The sequence below is a fragment of the Shewanella alkalitolerans genome, from assembly GCF_019457575.1.
Taxonomy (GTDB): Bacteria; Pseudomonadota; Gammaproteobacteria; order Enterobacterales; family Shewanellaceae; genus Shewanella; species Shewanella loihica.
Genome location: NZ_CP080422.1, coordinates 378,450 through 395,031, shown reverse-complemented (window position 1 = coordinate 395,031; position 16,582 = coordinate 378,450). Strand labels below are relative to the sequence as shown.

Sequence of the window (16,582 nt, the reverse complement as noted above, 5' to 3'; positions counted from 1 at the left end):
TGATTTCGCCGGGCGGATTTTTTTATGCTTCTAACACCAAACAAAGCTGCTTGGGCGATAAAGCTAGGCCACGGCCTCCACACCGTCACTCTCATCGAGCCGCTCAATCTTAAAGTCATAGTAGGCATAAGCCGCACTGACGAAAGGACAGATGAGGTTAAAGAAGGCGAAAGGCAGATAGGCGATGGTCGCCACGCCTAAGGTACTAGCCATGTAGGCGCCACAGGTGTTCCAGGGCACCAAGGGGCTGGTGATGGTGGCCGAATCTTCCAGAGCGCGGCTCAGGTTAACCGGCGCCAGACCATGCTTCTCATACTCGACCTTGAGCATACGACCCGGCAGCAAGATGGCAATAAACTGATCGCCCGTGATCAAGTTGGCGCCGATGCAGCTCGCCAGGGTGGTGATGATCAGGCTGCCGCTGGATTTCACCAGACGCAGCACGCCTTGCAGCAGACGCTGCAGCAGACCTGTCTTTTCCATCACGCCGCCGAAGGCCATGGCGCAGAGGATCAACCAGACGGTATTGACCATGCTGCTCATGCCGCCGCGACTCAGCAGGCTGTCGAGCGTCTTATCACCCGTGTTGGCGGTATAGCCATCGAACATGGCAACCCAGATCCCCTTCACCAGGGCGACCATAGTCGGCAGGCTGTCGTCGTTGACGAACTTGATCACCCCGTCGAACTGAAACAACGCCGCGCAGATGGCGCCGGCCAGGGTACCCAGAATCACGGTCGGGAAGGCAGGTAACTTCTTGTAGGCCAGCACTAACACCACCAGCAGGGGCAGTAGCAGATGCAGGCCGGGATGATACTGGGTCTCGATACGCGCCATGGTCGCGACCAGATCCGTCGCCACGCCGCTGCTGTCGCTGTTAAGGCCGATAAACAGGAAGCCTATCAGGGCAAGCAATATGCTCGGAGTCGTGGTCCACACCATGTGGTGAATATGGCCAAACAGCTCGCTGCCGGCAACCGCGGGCGCCAGGTTAGTGGTGTCTGACATGGGCGACATCTTGTCACCAAAGTAGGCACCGCTGATGATGGCGCCGGCGGTGATCTCGACGCTCAGCCCCATGGCACCGGCGACACCGATTAGGGCGATGCCTAAGGTGCCGGCGACCGTCCAGGAGCTACCGATACTCAGGGCCACCACAGCGCACAGTAGGCAGGAGGCGGCATAGAAATAATCTGGGTTTAAGATCTTCATACCATAGAAGATCATGGTCGGCACGGTTCCGGCCAAGATCCAGGTGCCGATCAGGGAGCCGACCGAAAACAGGATCAGCAAGGCGCCTGTGGCCAGCGAGACACTCTTGACGATACCCGCCTCCATCTCCTTCCAGCTGTAGCCGTTCTTCACCCCGATAACCAGAGTAATACAGGCCGCCATGATCAGGGCGATCTGGTTGGCGCCATAGGAGCTGTCGGACGAGAAGAGATACACAGAGGCCGTTAACATACAGACCAGGGCGATAATGGGGATCAGGGCATCTAGTAGCGTCGGCTGCTTGTGGCGTTTAGCGGACGCGGGACTCGAATCTCTGCCAGGCTGTTCTGGCGACTGCTGATGAGAGGTCATGGGTAATCCTTATTATAATTATGGGGTTTCCTATTCTTCTCCCCGGCGATCAGACTAGCCATTTAAACTATGAATGGGCCGTTTCATCGCCAGACGGGTCAAACATAGTTACACATTTTTAACAATCCAGTCCAGACCGGGCGGGCATATCAACGCCATGAGACCAAAGGGCTTATGTCCAATAAAGCGTACAAATTCACCAAGAGCAGCTTTTTGAGACTGGTTATGCAGGATATCCACATATATCGCTGGCTTTCATCATGGGAAAAAAGTCACCCAGATAGCAGGTAATCCCCTATTCTCGCGCTCGTATGTCTCTAACCCAGCCGGTATAAGGGAGCTAACTTTCAATTAGCGACCGGTTAAATTAAAATTGCCGCCACGCATATAGACATTCAAGACCCATAAGGCACACAGATGAAACTGACCGCACTCGATCAGCCCCTTTACGACCACCTCTACCGCGACATCCACCAGTTCCGCTCCACCTTCGATCTGCCTATCGAAGATGAGACCAGCCTGGATGAGCAGGCCGATACCCTGCACACCTCGCTCGCCATCGAGGAGTTGACCGAGCTGGCCGAGGCCGATAGCCGCGTCGAGCAGGCCGATGCCATAGTCGACTCCGTATATGTACTCATGGGCCGCCTGGTGCATCTCGGCGCCACACAGATGAGTGATCGCCTGGAGATCAGCTATGTGATCGATCTGCTGCTGCATGTCGCCAAGAACCGCGACATCGACTTCATCCGCTGCTGGGACGAGGTGCATTCGAGCAACATGAGCAAGGTGTGCCGTAACGAGCAGGAACTGGAAGAGACCATAGCCCACTATGCCAAGCAGGGCGTGGAGATCGTCGGCAGCCGCAAGGGCGACTTCATCATCGCCAAGTGCGCCAAGGATGTGGAGATGGCTGGCAAAGTGGTGCGTCAGGGCAAGGTGCTCAAGTCTGTCTACTATCGCCCGGCCGATCTGGCCAAGCTGGTCACCGCCTAATCAGCAATAGGTGGCTCGCAGGGTTAACACCTTGTTGCCGAGCGCAGAAAATTTCTGCAATTTAGCGACAAATGTGTGAAGCCCTGCGCCAAGCGAAGCGTCATGGCGTGATCCAGTTAACAGCTCGCCGCATTCGCGCTACTCTCGGTGCAACTTAGATGATTGAATAGCATCAGAATGAAATGAATTCTCAATTCTGGTTTTTGTCTATGGGCCTGAGGTACTATTTATGACCAATAATATTAAAGCATTACTTGCCACCACAGCGCTGTTCTTTAGCACTCAGGCACTGGCAAATAATGGCTGTGCATTCGATGAAAAGCAGGAAGGCTTTATCGCCACCTGCAGTGAGGAGAAACAGGAAGTGATACTGACCGGCGAAGTACAAGCCCAAACCTTAGTCACAGAGCTTGATGATTTCACCCAGGGCTATAAGAGCTACCAGGTCGACGAGGCTGCCATCGAGCCAATCAAGAAGCTGCAGACACCGACCGAGATTGTCGTCATCATAGGTACCTGGTGCCCAGATTGTCACCGTGAGACGCCGCGCTTCATCCGCATCATGGAAGCGGCCAACAACCCGAACATCAAGGTGACCTACATAGGGGTGGATCGTAAGAAACTCGACCCAGAAGGCCTAGCTGCCAAGTATGACTTTACCCGCATCCCAACCTTCATCGTGAAGCAGGATGACAAGGAGATTGGCCGTATTGTCGAACGCCCAGAAACCTCACTCGAGGTGGATCTGGCGAAGATCCTCGACTAAACCCGCATCAATAAAAAAGGCCGCAATTGCGGCCTTTTTTGATCTGACTAAAGATTAAAAGTCGTAGCGTACCGACGCTCGTACATACCTTGGTGTCTGGAAGCTGTCGGCATAGCCGTAGCGAATGTTCTTATCGCCACTGTCTAGCTCATACTGCTCATCCACACCTGTGATACCGTCGAAGTTAAACAGGTTGTACACGTTCAACTTGAAGTTCAGGCGTCCCGCCGTATCGAAGTCCATGGTGTAGGACAGGTTAAGATCTATGTTGTAGACCCAGTCTGTGCGTCCCATGCTGCCACGCGGTGCCGCCTCGCCATTGGCGTAGAAAGAGGAAGCGCCGTACCAGTCACGACCATAACAGGTACCGTCGATGGCGATAGCCTTCACACAGTAACCCTGATCCGCCGGATGCAAGCCGAAGGCATTGATCGGACGACCCGATTGCAGGTAAGAGTTGAAACCGACACTCAAGTCATCCGTGATGTGATACACACCATAGAGCTTGAAGTTGTGGCGTCTGTCGTTAGGCAGATAGCCATCGCCATTGTCCATCAACTCAGGATAGTCGAACGAGGTGGTCCAACCCGGATCGGCCTGCTCGTTGTCCGAACGCACCAGACCCTCTGTATTACCTTCACTCTTAGACCAGGTATAGGAACCGTTGAGGGTAAAGTCTTCGGTCACGTTACCGCTAAAGCTCAGCTCAACTGCCTTATAGGTACGAGTCGCCTTAGGGAAGCCCATCTGATCTGCGGTCACGTTAACCGTCTCTTTCACGCCATCGCCGTCGACATCATAGTTAATCTCTGTGCCTATGCCTGGGTTGGTCAGCGTCGGGAACCAGCCACCGACGAAGTAGTCTTCGGCGCTGGTCTCGCCATTACCGGCATACCAGGAAGAATCATAGTTTTCCTTGATCCACTGGTTCATCCCGTAGTTGAAGGAGACGTCTTCGATCGACTGCTTCAGGTCGCGATAGACACCGCGAATGCCCACGGCCCAGTCATCGTTAAGCTGCTGCTGGAAGCCCAGGGCAAACTCGTCCGAATACATGGAACCGGCCTTGTTGTTAAACAACTGGTCGGCATCGGGCACTGTGCCGTCGGCCACCACGCGGCGAGAGATCTCATCACCCAGAATAGGCGAGCCGTCGGCGTTCACGCCATTAAGATGGCTGACGATATGCGAATCGTAGGCCGCAGAAGCCATACGCAGGTTGGTGTTAGGTGATACCGGCTGGAAGTAACGACCATAAGAGGCGTAAACCTTGCTCGAACCATCGCCAATCACATCCCAGGTCACGCCCAGACGCGGCGCAAACTGACCATCTAGGTCGACGTACTTGTCGCCAGAGCCTGTGGTGTTACTGAACTCGCTGTAACGCACGCCAGCGTTTACAGTTACCGTATCGGTGACCATCCAGGTATCGGACACATACAGGGCGGTGTGTACGTTTTCAGTCTCACTCGCCTTACCCCAGATACGCAGATCCGCATACTCTGTGCCTTCGGCCAGGCCGTAGGCGTTATCGGCACCGGCGGTGTAATACTCATACCAGCCATCACCGTGTGGGGTGTAGAAGTCGGCGATCTCGAGACGCTCATAATCATAACCGGCGCGCAGGGTATGGTCGCCAATCACCCAGTCCAGATCGATACGGTAGGTGATACGCTTATCTTCTGTCTCAGACGAACCATAGCCGACCCAGTCACCCAGACGCTGATAGCTGCCCGAGCGGTAGTCTTCATAGGTGGATTGATCTAGGGTGCCCGAGTTGTCCTTGGTCGATTGAGTGATCTCACCATACATGGCCGACAGGGTAATATCGTCGGTCAAATAACCCGTGTACTGGGCGTTCCAGCCGATGCCGCCATAGGTGCTTTCGGTAAGGCCGATGGCGTCGCCACGGCTACCGTCGTCATTGCGACGATACTGGGTGCTGGCATAATCCCCTTCGTTGCTGAAGGCCATCACACCGATAGAGTGATCCTCATGGATAAACCAGTCCACCTTGGTAAGCCAGCGATTGGTGTCCCACTCTTTGTCGCGCAGCGTAGTCTCACCATAGGCGGTCGACTCCTCGCCATAGGGGTTCCACAGGCCGTAGAAGAAGAGCTTGTCTTCGATCAGGGCGCCAGACGCCCAGAGGTTATATTCGGTTTCCTGCCAATAGGCATCGGATACGGTTTCTATGCTGCCGTCATCTTTCATGCGCGGCACCGGTTCGGCCAGGGCATCCGGGGCGACTTCGGCCTTGGCGCCGAACTTCCACTCATTGTCACCCGACTTAGACACCAGGTTGACCACACCACCGATGAAACGGCCATATTCCGCCGACACGCCGCCAGTCTGTACCTCGGTCTGCGAGATCGCCTCCCAAGGTAGATCGATATCGCCCATCCCCTTACGCAGATCGGTAATGTTCAGGCCGTTCAGATAGTAGCCGTTCTCGGCCACCGAAGAACCGGCGATGGCGACGCCGCCGAAACCGTTATCACCCGCGACCGCGCCAGGGCTCAACAATGCGATTGAGGTGGAGTCTAACTCTACCGGCAGCTGATTAAGCTCCTCGATAGAGATCACCTGAGAGTTAGTGGTGCTCGAAGTATCGACACGACTGATGCGGGCGCCTGTCACCGCGATACGCTCAACTTCGTTGTTCTGGGCATCCAGCGCCACATCGAAGGTCAAGGCGTTACCTACGGTCACGGCTACATGCTGCTCTTGTACCTGGTAGAAACCATCTTTGACGATAGTGATGGTGTAGTTACCTATGGGCAGGCCCTTCAATGAAAAGCTGCCGTTGGCACCTGTGGTGGTCTCTTTGACTATACCCTTGCTCTCGTGGCGAATGATCACCTTGGCGTTATTAACATCTGCGCCGACAGAACTCGTGATGTGCCCTTTAATTGTGCCCAGACCATCGGCCGCCATCGCGGCGGGCGCAGACAGCATGAGCGCCGAGCCGACTGCGATTGCCGCCAAGGTTTTCCTCGGGACAAAACGCCTAGTAGCGTTACTTCCTGACATAAGTTTTATCTCCCTTCTCTTTATTATTTTGCTGACATTCAGGGCGATGAATGTGGTGTTTTATGGGTACGGCCCCTGAACGCAACAAAAACATAACACAAAAGACATATTTTATACAATCTTCAATATACAAAAGATCTTCATGTAGAGATGCTGAGAATAAGAAGGCTAGAGAAATTAGATAAACATATGAAAATATTTAGATAATTTAAATACTGCTTAGCAAGAGGTAAGAAATTACGAACTTGAAGGGTGCCATCTAAATGTTGGCTATCGCCGATAAAAGGCAGAATTAGGCGGCCAAGACTCGCTGGGCAAGTTGATGCAGCACGCCTTCTCTCAGGGCGCCGCCGGAGAGATTGAGGGATTGAATGTCGAGCAGATTAAACAGGGCAGATAGTATAGCTAAGCCAGCGGCGAAGGTGGGCGCGCGCTCGCTATGCAGGCCGCGAATGTCTCGCAGGCTCTCATCTGTCTGTGCCAGCACCTCACCCCTGAGATCGGCAAGTACTGCCGGGGTAATGGTGGCGGAGACGCCACGATCATTGAGCAGCTCGACCACAGACTGTACCGTACCCGAGGCGCCAACCACACAGTGCCAGCCATAATCGGTCAGCTGCCTGCGATAGTCACCCAGGGCGGTCTCGACCTGGCTCTGGGCCGCATCGAAATCCAGTTGTTGAAATGGGAAGCTGTTGAAGAACTTATCCTTGAAGGTGACACAGCCCATGGGAAGGCTGGTCTTAAGCAGCACCTTATTGCCATCGCCTATGATGAACTCGGTACTTGCGCCGCCGATATCGATCACCAGGCGTCGCCCCTCACCCACAGTGGTGGCGACCATGCCCTGATAGATAAGCTCAGCCTCTCGCAGGCCGGAGATGATCTCTATGGGTTGCCCCAGGATAGGTAAGGCAGCCTCGCAGAAGGCGTCTGCGTTGCTGATACTGCGCAGCGTCGCCGTGGCGATGACGGCAATATTGTCACGACTCACCCCCTCGCGGTCCAGCATCTGCGAAAACATCTGCAGACAATCCAAGCCGCGGTCAAACACCTCGGGGCAGAGCACACCATCAGCGCCTATCCCCTCGGCAAGGCGTACCTTGCGCTTATACTTGGCCACTACGGTCGGCTTGCCGGCGCGGGTTTGCGCCACCAGCATATTGAAACTATTCGAGCCTAAGGTAATGGCCGCATACAAGGGACTGACGCCAGAGTGCTTCATTAACTGTGTCTACGGGTCCTATCGTGGCGTCTTGGACGAGCACCTGGACGACCACCCTGTGGCTTACCACCACCGGAACGGCCTGTAGGACGTGGCGAGTGCTTACGATGAATGCGCACTGGTGGCGGAATATCATCGAGCAGCGCTTCGCTGTCGTAGTTAGTCACAGGAATACTATGTTGAATATAGTGCTCGATAGCCGGCAGGTTCAGGGCGTACTCTTCACAAGCGAAACTGACAGAGACCCCTTTCTGACCCGCACGACCGGTACGACCGATACGGTGTACATAGTCTTCACAGTCATCGGGCAGATCATAGTTATAGACATGAGACACGTCTGAGATATGCAGACCGCGCGCCGCAACGTCAGTGGCGACCAGGATATCCAGCTGACCCTCGGTGAACTGCTCGAGAATACGGATACGTTTCTTCTGCGGTACATCACCGGTAAGCAAACCAACACGGTGACCGTCACCCTCTAGGTGAGCCCAGAGGTTTTCACAGCTGTGTTTAGTGTTAGAGAATACGATCGCCTTCTCTGGCCAATCTTCTTCGATCAAGGTTAGCAGCAGACGCATCTTATCTTCCATCGACGGATAGAAGATCTCTTCGGTGATGTTTTTAGATGTCTTCTCGCTTGGCGCGATCTCGACCTTCTCGGGATCATTCATGTGATCGTAGGCCAGCTCCTGCACCTTCATCGACAGAGTCGCCGAGAACAGCATGTTCAAACGCTCGTTGGCGTCTGGCATACGTCTGAAGAGGAAGCGGATATCTTTGATGAAACCGAGATCGAACATACGGTCGGCTTCGTCCAACACCACCGCCTGAATGGCGCTGAGGTTGATCACCCCCTGGCGCACATAATCTATGATACGACCAGTGGTACCGATCAGGATATCGACGCCCTTGTCCAACACCTTGCGCTGCACTTCGTAGCTCTCGCCGCCGTAGACAATACCCACCTTAAGGCCGGTATGTTTCGCCAGCAGCTCCCCGTCCTTGGCGATCTGAATAGCCAGTTCGCGGGTCGGTGCCATCACTATGGCTCTTGGCTGATTGAGTTGACGTCCGTCGGGGATAGGTGTGGTTAGCAGATGATTGAAGGTGGCGACCAGAAAAGCCAGGGTTTTACCTGTACCCGTCTGCGCTTGGCCTGCGATATCTTTATGTTCGAGTAAAATCGGTAATGATAATGCCTGGATAGGCGTGCAATATTCAAAGCCGCTTTCGACTAGTGCCTGTTGTATCTCTGGATGCAGAGAAAAGTCGGCAAACTTTTGATTAGTTAAATGTGTTTCGCTCATAGCGCAAGCATACCAGTTAGGGTTGCAATAAGGAACTCGATCGTTTGAAATAACGGCTAATAAAAAAAGACCGTTGAAAGCCGCGAATAACTCTTGAAAAGCGAATTTCAGACCCAATATACAGGTTAAGCCATTAACAAACCAGCAATGGCACCCTAACTGGAGAACATCATGAGCGATAAAATTATTACCCTAAGCGACGACAGCTTTGAAAACGACGTTTTAAAATCAGACCTGCCAGTCCTCGTTGATTTCTGGGCAGAATGGTGCGGCCCTTGTAAAATGATCGCCCCAATCCTGGATGACGTTGCAGACGAATATGCCGGTAAGGTAACTATCGCTAAGCTAAACGTAGACCAAAACAACGCCTCTCCGGCTAAGTACGGCGTGCGTGGCATTCCAACACTGCTTCTGTTCAAGAATGGTGAGCTAGCCGACACTAAAGTAGGCGCCCTTTCTAAGACTCAACTTAAAGAGTTCATCGACGCACAACTATAATGCTTCGACCCCTATGACATTTTTGTCATAGAAAGTGATTCTCGACACAGCTTGGTCAAGTAATTGTGTCGAGGGTCGCTAAATTTCTAGACGCCCTGCTCCTATAGTGCTACTTTAATAACCAGAAACTTTCTCATTAACCACACCTCGCTATTTCGATTAATATCCAAACAACTTTATGCTATTAGTCCCAAAATAGCTTTGTCTCGCAATATACAAGACCCACCACGATGAATTTATCAGAATTAAAAGAGAAGTCGATTTCAGACCTAGTCATTCTGGCTCAGGATATGAAAATCGAGAACATGGCCCGAGCCCGCAAACAGGACATTATTTTCGCAATCCTTAAAGCCCACGCCAAAAGCGGTGAAGATATTTTCGGTGGCGGGGTACTCGAAATCCTGCAAGATGGTTTTGGTTTCCTTCGTAGCGCAGACGGTTCTTACCTGGCAGGTCCAGACGATATCTATGTTTCACCGAGTCAAATTCGCCGCTTCAACATGCGCACCGGTGATACCATTTTTGGTAAAATCCGTCCCCCGAAAGAAGGTGAACGTTATTTCGCGCTACTGAAAGTCAGTGAAGTCAACTTCGACAAACCCGAAAACTCCCGCAGCAAGATCCTCTTCGAAAACTTAACCCCACTTCATGCAGAAGAACGTATCCGAATGGAACGTGGTAACGGTTCAACCGAAGATATTACCGCCCGTATTCTCGACCTCTGCTCGCCAATCGGTAAGGGCCAACGTGGTCTGATCGTAGCGCCGCCGAAGGCAGGTAAGACCTTGCTGCTGCAAAACATTGCCCAGAGCATCACCTACAACAACCCAGAAGTTGTGCTCATGGTACTGCTGATCGACGAACGTCCGGAAGAAGTGACCGAGATGCAACGCCTGGTGAAGGGTGAAGTGGTTGCCTCTACCTTCGACGAGCCCGCCAGCCGTCACGTACAGGTAGCCGAGATGGTTATCGAGAAGGCCAAGCGTTTGGTTGAACACAAGAAAGACGTAGTGATCCTGCTCGACTCTATCACCCGTCTGGCGCGCGCGTACAACACAGTGATTCCTTCGTCAGGTAAGGTACTTACCGGTGGTGTTGACGCCAACGCACTGCATCGTCCTAAGCGCTTCTTCGGCGCCGCACGTAACATCGAACACGGCGGCAGCCTGACCATTATCGCCACCGCGCTGGTCGATACCGGTTCTAAGATGGACGAAGTGATCTACGAAGAATTTAAGGGTACGGGTAACCAGGAACTGCATCTGTCTCGTAAGGCCGCCGAGAAGCGCGTCTTCCCTGCCATCGACTTCAACCGCTCGGGTACCCGTCGCGAAGAGAAGCTGACCACACCGGACGAGCTACAGAAGATGTGGATCCTGCGTAAGATCCTCAATCCGATGGACGAAGTCAGCGGCATGGAGTTCCTCATCGACAAGCTGGCCATGACCAAGACCAACGAAGAGTTCTTCACCGCGATGAAACGCGCCAAATCTTAATATAAGTCTTAATATAAGTCCTAATATTAGTCTTAAAATGTTATCGATAAAAAAGCCGCAAAGATGCGGCTTTTTTTATGCCTGCTGAGTAAAAGCCGCGGCGAGGCGCTTGGCGCGCTGCTGGCAGCGCTGGCGCAGATGCTCCCTCAGGGTCAGCACCAGAGGCGTCACATGTTGGCGCCCGGGGCACACAAGATAGAGATCGGCGCTCTCGCCGCTGTACTGGGTCAGTAGCGGCACCAGGGCGCCGCTGGCCAGGTCATCCGCCAGATCTAGGGATGACTTGTAGACGATCCCCTTGCCCGCCAACGCCCACTTGCGGGCGACTTCGGCGTCGTTACAGGTGCGATTGCCCGACACCCTCACCCTGTGACTCTGACCGTCGCGATAGAAACACCATTGGTCGTGGGTCTTCTCATCTAACATGAAAAACAAGCAGTTATGCTTCTCTAGATCGCTTAGGGTTTCGGGGCGGCCATGGACAGCAATATACTCGGGCGAGGCACACAGGATGCGCTGGGCCGAGCAGATCTTAAAGGCCACCAGGCTAGAATCCTTTGGGGTGCCGCTACGCAGGGCAACATCTATCTTGTCGTGATAGAAGTTGGTCAGGCTGTCGGCGAGATGCAGCCTCAGCTGTAACCTGGGATATTCGTCCATCAGATGATCCAGCCAGGGCAGAATATAGTTGCGCCCGGCATCGGACGGCAGGGCCACACTCAGCTTGCCGGCAATCTGCGACTTGGCGCAGGCCAGCGCCTGCTCGCCGAGACGCAGGTCCTCCAGCGCCCGACGACAATAGCTGAGATAACGCTCGCCGGCGTCGGTCAGCCTCAGGCTGCGGGTGCTGCGGATGAAGAGCACGGTATCCAGCTCCTTCTCCAGCCGCTTCAGGCTGGCGCTGGCCACCGCCGCGGAAATCTCCAGCTCCACCGCCGCGCCGCTCAGGCTGCCGCAGTCGGCGACCCTTACAAATAACAATAGATCATTGACCTGCATCGCCTGTTTCCCCGCCGCGTTCGGCACTCTCTTTGAGTGAATTTCTATTAAGCATAGACTGGCTAAAAACCTTACTTTTATCAAAATATTTTTGATAAAAGTAAGCCAAGTGGTGGATTTGGTGCCAAGAAAAAAGCCTGCTCGGGCAGGCTTCTTGTGAAGGATGGTGCAATCGACTAAGCGTTATAGGCTTATACCAAAGCGGTCGCCATCTTACGTCTGAGATAGGCGATCTGCTGCATATGCGGCAGGTCTTTAGGACAGTTGTCCTGACAGCCCAGCAGGGTCATGCAACCAAATACCCCATCCTGATTGCCTATCACGTGATAGAAGTCTTCCACGCTGCGGGCATCGCGACTGTCGAGCTCGAAACGGGCGATCTTCATCATGCCGACGGCCCCGACGAAAGTGTCGCGCATCTGCTTAGTGGCACAGGCCGAGACACACACACCACATTCGACGCAGCGCTCCAGCTCATAGAGCTTGGCCGCCTCCTCGGGATCCATGGGCGCCTCGATGCGGTGAATGTCCGCCTCATCGTTTCTCGGGTGCAGCCACAGCTTGAGACGTTCCGCCAGCTCACGCATAAACTTACCCGTGTTGACCGACAGGTCACCAATAAGCTCGAAACCCGGCAGCGGCATCAGGGTGATCTCCCCTTTAGGATACTTGCTGGTCAGGGTGCGACAGGCCAAGGTGGGATAACCGTTGATCACCATGGCGCAGCTACCGCAGATCCCGGCGCGGCAGACGAAATCGAACTGCAGTGACGGATCCTGCTGCTCACGCAGCATGTTCAGCGCGATAAACACTGTCATGCCCGGCGCCTCTTCCAGCTGATACTTGACCATCTTGGGCTTATCGTCCGGCATCTGAGGATCATAACGGAAGATATTAAAGGTTAGTGTACGACCCTGACTCATTTGCTTTCTTCTCCAAGCTGCTGTCTGTTTCCGAGCGGCTTATCATGCAAACGCTCATTCTTCTCTCTAAGGGATTCTGGCACCTCAAACGGCATCAGCGCGTGCTGGCGCTCATGGCGGTCGGCATCCTCACCCAGGTTACTCAAGATCTCGACTATCTGTTTCTCACGCTTCTCTGTGTCCGGATGGGCGATGGCGTTATTGATACCATAGCCGCGATAGCCAGGTGGCAGCTCCATCTTCATCACATCCAGCTGTTCGTAATCCAGCTGAGGACGGGTAGCATCCACGCTCGGCCAGGAGGAGAGCGTGCGGTTGAGCCACTCTTTATCGTTACGCTGCGGATAATCTTCACGGGCGTGGGCGCCGCGACTCTCGGTGCGCGCCTCGGCGCCGCAGGCAACCGTTAACGCCACCTTGAGCATACGCTTGACTCTTAGCGCCTCCACCAGCTCTGGGTTGGCATGACGCTTCTTGCACTTAAGGCCCAAGTTACGCGAGCGGATCAGCAGAGCCTCTAGCTCCTCGACCGCCTTGGTCAGCTCTGGGCCATTACGGAAGATGCCCACATAGTCCATCATGATGCGCTGCATCTCGCGCTTAAGCTCATAGGCAGACTCGTTGCCCTGCCCCTCGACCAAGCTATCTATCTCATCTCGTACCTGAGCCACGAAGCGCTCGGCCAGCGAGGTGTCTATCTCCAGGGTGTTCTCTTCACAGAAGTCGGCCACATACTTGCCGATGATCATGCCGCCCACTACTGTCTCTGCCAGCGAATTGCCCCCCAGGCGGTTAAAGCCATGCATGTCCCAACAGGCCGCCTCACCCACACTGAACAGCCCCTTTAGCTGTGGACTCTGCCCCTTGGCATCGGTACGTATACCGCCCATGGAGTAGTGCTGGGTCGGACGCACAGGGATCCAATCTTCCGCGGGATCTATGCCGAGGAAGTTCTCACAGATCTCCTTCACCTCACGCAGGTTGGTCTCCACATGCTTGCGACCAAGCAGGGTGATATCGAGCCAGAGGTGCGGCCCGTAGGGGCTATCGACCCCCTTACCCTTGCGCATATGTTCTGTCATGCGGCGCGACACTACGTCCCGCGAGGCCAGCTCCTTCTTCTCCGGCTCATAGTCAGGCATGAAACGGTGGCCATCTTTGTCTCTGAGCAGGCCGCCGTCACCGCGGCAACCTTCGGTGGTGAGGATCCCCACAGGCACAATCGCCGTCGGGTGGAACTGCACCGCCTCCATGTTACCCAGGGTCGCCACACCGGTTTCCAGCGCCAACGCCTGGCCTATCCCCTCACAGATGATCGCATTGGTGGAGACCTCATAGATACGGCCATAGCCGCCGGTGGCGATAGTGGTGGACTTGGCCACATAGGCGCGCAGCTCACCCGTGATCAGGCATCTGGCCACCACCCCATGGCAACGCTTGCCATCGTGGATCAGCGCCAGCGCCTCGACCCTTTCGTGTACTGGAATATCCAGGGAGATCGCCTTGTTATCTACGGCGTAGAGTAGCGAGTGACCGGTACCATCAGCGGTATAGCAGGTGCGCCACTTCTTGGTGCCGCCAAAGTCGCGGGCGTTGATCAGGCCATGGGCCTCCTCGGCCTCTTCGATGGTGACCTTCTCGGCGTTTACCACCACCTGACGCGGCCCCTTGGTGACCCGCGTCCAGGGCACGCCCCAGTTCGCCAGTTCACGCACCGCCTTGGGGGCACAATGAGCAAACATGCGCGCCACTTCCTGATCACAGCCCCAGTCCGATCCCTTTACCGTATCTTGGAAATGTACATCTTCATCGTCTCCCATGCCTTTGACGGTATTGCCCAAACTAGCCTGCATGCCGCCCTGGGCCGCGGCCGAATGGGAACGCTTGGCGGGGATCAATGACAGCACCAGGGTATCCAGGCCGCGTTCCTTCGAGGCGATGGCGACCCTTAGTCCCGCCAGTCCGGCGCCCACGACTAAAGAATCGGTATATATCAGTTTCACACTTGCTCCTTACGAGGGATAAGAGATCAAATTAGCGTCTAATGGGTTAGCTGGCGTAGGGCAGGAAGGCGAGCAGAGAGGCCAGACCTATCACCACAAACACCACACTCACTATGGTTTTTATTTTTTTAATTCGGGCACGGGCGTCGATGGCGCGCTTGGCGCCCCACTTAATGGCCACGCGATAGATGCCGATGGCGGCATGTAACTCGACACACAGAAGCAAGGGCAGATAAACCATCCAGACCCCTTGGTTCCAGATACGGTCGGCGCTGCCCACAGGGCCTATGGTTTCCGGCGCGCTGCCGATCAACCAAAGATGCACGGGCAGCAGCAGGAAGATCCCCACACCTGTGATCGCCTGCCACACCCACAGCTTGGTATCGTCATGGTGGATCACGCTCATCTGCTGGCGCAATGCCCGCTGCTGTTGCAGATTCAGCGGCATCTTATGCACGGCAACCAACACATGGATTAGCGCCAGTAGCGCCACTATGATGGCGATGCCCGACACCACCCAGGGGTAACCATGGCCATCGGCACTGAGGAAGCTCAGCTCCATGGTGCGTGCCACAAATGTCATGGCATCGGCCCCCAACAGGATGGAGGAGACCAACACCAGATGTGTCCAGAGGAACAAGGCCAAGATGACGCCAGAGACACTCTGGCTCATATCGAGCCAACCGCTTACATTATTATTTTTCTTCGCCAGCGACATAGGCACTCCTGTGAAAAGTGGGGAAAAGTGCGAGACAAACAGATTTAAAAACAGCTAGCCTTAATGTCGCTCACAAACCCAACTGAAACCGTGAGATAGATCAAAACACAATCCGATATTTTATAATTTGCTAATCTACCCCACGCCTACACATTTATGGCACAAATGGCGTAATTGGCAAGACGAGTGATCTGCCTATCATGATGTAGGAGATGAGGCTCAAGATGCCCAGGGTCATCAGATAGATGATCAACACCTTGATCGCCTTTCTCAGCCCCTTACGGTGACGGATAAGCCCCCACTTCACCGCCACACGGTAGAGGCCTATCATGGCGTGGACCACCACGGCGGGCAACAACAGGGCGTAGAGCAACCAGGCATTGGCGTGATAGACACGCTCGGCCGACAGATGGGGGCCGATCTCCGGGTTGGTTATCATGGTAAAGATGTGCACCGGCGCCAGGAAGAACAGGATGAAGCCTGTTACCAGCTGCCAGAACCAGGCGTGGCTGTCTTTATGCTTGATCCCCTGCATGTGATTACGCAGCGCGCGCCATTGGCCAAGCTGGGCCGGGAAACGACGCAGCGCCACCGCCGCATGCAGCATCACAACCAGCATGATGAAGATAGAGAACACCTTAGTCACTATCGGCATGCCGTGACCATCATCACTAAACATGCCGCCTTCAAGGAACTGCACCACGTGATAGAAGGTCTCTTTACCGAAGAGAATGCTCGACTCGAAGTGCAGATGCGCCAGCAAAAAACATCCCAATAAGATGCCGGTGGCACTCTGTATTCTGTCAGCCTTGGCTGACCAGGGACTGCCCAAAGCAGCGTAATGTGTGTGTTGGTACTGCAAGCTGTTAACCTTCATGATCTTTCTGCGCCTAGTGTCGGGATCTACACCATACCAACAAGTTTTTAGCTGCCTATACGGACAGCTGAAAAGCGTGAGACACCTCACCCTGCTAAGGTGGAACATTTGACGTCGATCACAAACAATCTGCCCACAACGAAACAAAGGTAAAACC

Annotated in this window: 13 protein-coding genes; 4 read left to right on the top strand and 9 right to left on the bottom strand. The window is 54.4% G+C overall.

Annotated features, from left to right (window positions below):
• Nucleotides 1-63 precede the first annotated feature (63 nt).
• Entirely contained in the window at nucleotides 64-1,584 is a 1,521-nt protein-coding gene (nhaC, locus tag K0J45_RS01775; RefSeq protein WP_220043998.1) for a Na+/H+ antiporter NhaC, read from the bottom strand.
• Nucleotides 1,585-2,001: 417 nt separating this feature from the next.
• On the opposite strand from nhaC, the gene K0J45_RS01770 reads away from it, so the two are divergent.
• Nucleotides 2,002-2,580: a nucleoside triphosphate pyrophosphohydrolase family protein gene (locus tag K0J45_RS01770; protein WP_220043997.1), complete on the top strand. Its 579-nt coding sequence runs from the start codon at nucleotides 2,002-2,004 to the stop codon at nucleotides 2,578-2,580.
• A 229-nt stretch (nucleotides 2,581-2,809) separates the two neighbouring features.
• On the top strand, nucleotides 2,810-3,346 hold the full coding sequence (locus K0J45_RS01765) for a thioredoxin family protein (RefSeq protein ID WP_220043996.1): 537 nt from the start codon (nucleotides 2,810-2,812) through the stop codon (nucleotides 3,344-3,346).
• Nucleotides 3,347-3,400: 54 nt separating this feature from the next.
• Here the strand turns inward: K0J45_RS01765 and K0J45_RS01760 are convergent, their stop codons facing one another.
• The 3 genes from K0J45_RS01760 to rhlB all read right to left on the bottom strand — a co-directional run bounded on the left by K0J45_RS01760 (nucleotide 3,401) and on the right by rhlB (nucleotide 8,911).
• Complete coding sequence (locus tag K0J45_RS01760; RefSeq protein WP_258406742.1) at nucleotides 3,401-6,334, bottom strand: TonB-dependent receptor; 2,934 nt, start codon at nucleotides 6,332-6,334, stop codon at nucleotides 3,401-3,403.
• Between the two features lie 337 nt (nucleotides 6,335-6,671).
• The gene (locus K0J45_RS01755; RefSeq protein WP_220043994.1) at nucleotides 6,672-7,604 is read right to left on the bottom strand and encodes a Ppx/GppA phosphatase family protein; all 933 of its coding nucleotides are present in this window, start codon (nucleotides 7,602-7,604) and stop codon (nucleotides 6,672-6,674) included.
• Nucleotides 7,604-8,911, bottom strand: a complete 1,308-nt coding sequence (gene rhlB, locus K0J45_RS01750; RefSeq protein ID WP_220043993.1) for an ATP-dependent RNA helicase RhlB — start codon at nucleotides 8,909-8,911, stop codon at nucleotides 7,604-7,606. Before rhlB ends, K0J45_RS01755 begins: the two co-directional genes overlap by 1 nt.
• A gap of 171 nt (nucleotides 8,912-9,082) precedes the next feature.
• On the opposite strand from rhlB, the gene trxA reads away from it, so the two are divergent.
• A complete protein-coding gene (gene trxA / locus K0J45_RS01745; RefSeq protein WP_011864144.1) occupies nucleotides 9,083-9,409 on the top strand; it encodes a thioredoxin TrxA in 327 nt (108 codons plus the stop codon).
• Between the two features lie 230 nt (nucleotides 9,410-9,639).
• Entirely contained in the window at nucleotides 9,640-10,905 is a 1,266-nt protein-coding gene (gene rho / locus K0J45_RS01740; protein ID WP_011864143.1) for a transcription termination factor Rho, read from the top strand.
• 75 nt (nucleotides 10,906-10,980) lie between these two features.
• Here the strand turns inward: rho and K0J45_RS01735 are convergent, their stop codons facing one another.
• The 5 genes from K0J45_RS01735 to K0J45_RS01715 all read right to left on the bottom strand — a co-directional run bounded on the left by K0J45_RS01735 (nucleotide 10,981) and on the right by K0J45_RS01715 (nucleotide 16,425).
• A complete protein-coding gene (locus tag K0J45_RS01735; RefSeq protein WP_011864142.1) occupies nucleotides 10,981-11,904 on the bottom strand; it encodes a LysR family transcriptional regulator in 924 nt (307 codons plus the stop codon).
• A 191-nt stretch (nucleotides 11,905-12,095) separates the two neighbouring features.
• A complete protein-coding gene (locus K0J45_RS01730; RefSeq protein WP_144200089.1) occupies nucleotides 12,096-12,827 on the bottom strand; it encodes a fumarate reductase iron-sulfur subunit in 732 nt (243 codons plus the stop codon).
• Nucleotides 12,824-14,830, bottom strand: coding sequence for a fumarate reductase flavoprotein subunit (locus K0J45_RS01725; protein ID WP_220043992.1), 2,007 nt, complete (start codon nucleotides 14,828-14,830; stop codon nucleotides 12,824-12,826). Before K0J45_RS01725 ends, K0J45_RS01730 begins: the two co-directional genes overlap by 4 nt.
• Before the next feature lie 46 nt (nucleotides 14,831-14,876).
• On the bottom strand, nucleotides 14,877-15,548 hold the full coding sequence (locus tag K0J45_RS01720) for a fumarate reductase cytochrome b subunit (RefSeq protein WP_144200093.1): 672 nt from the start codon (nucleotides 15,546-15,548) through the stop codon (nucleotides 14,877-14,879).
• 154 nt (nucleotides 15,549-15,702) lie between these two features.
• Nucleotides 15,703-16,425 (bottom strand): fumarate reductase cytochrome b subunit, encoded by a 723-nt coding sequence (locus K0J45_RS01715; protein ID WP_220043991.1) that lies wholly within the window; start codon nucleotides 16,423-16,425, stop codon nucleotides 15,703-15,705.
• Nucleotides 16,426-16,582 lie beyond the last annotated feature (157 nt).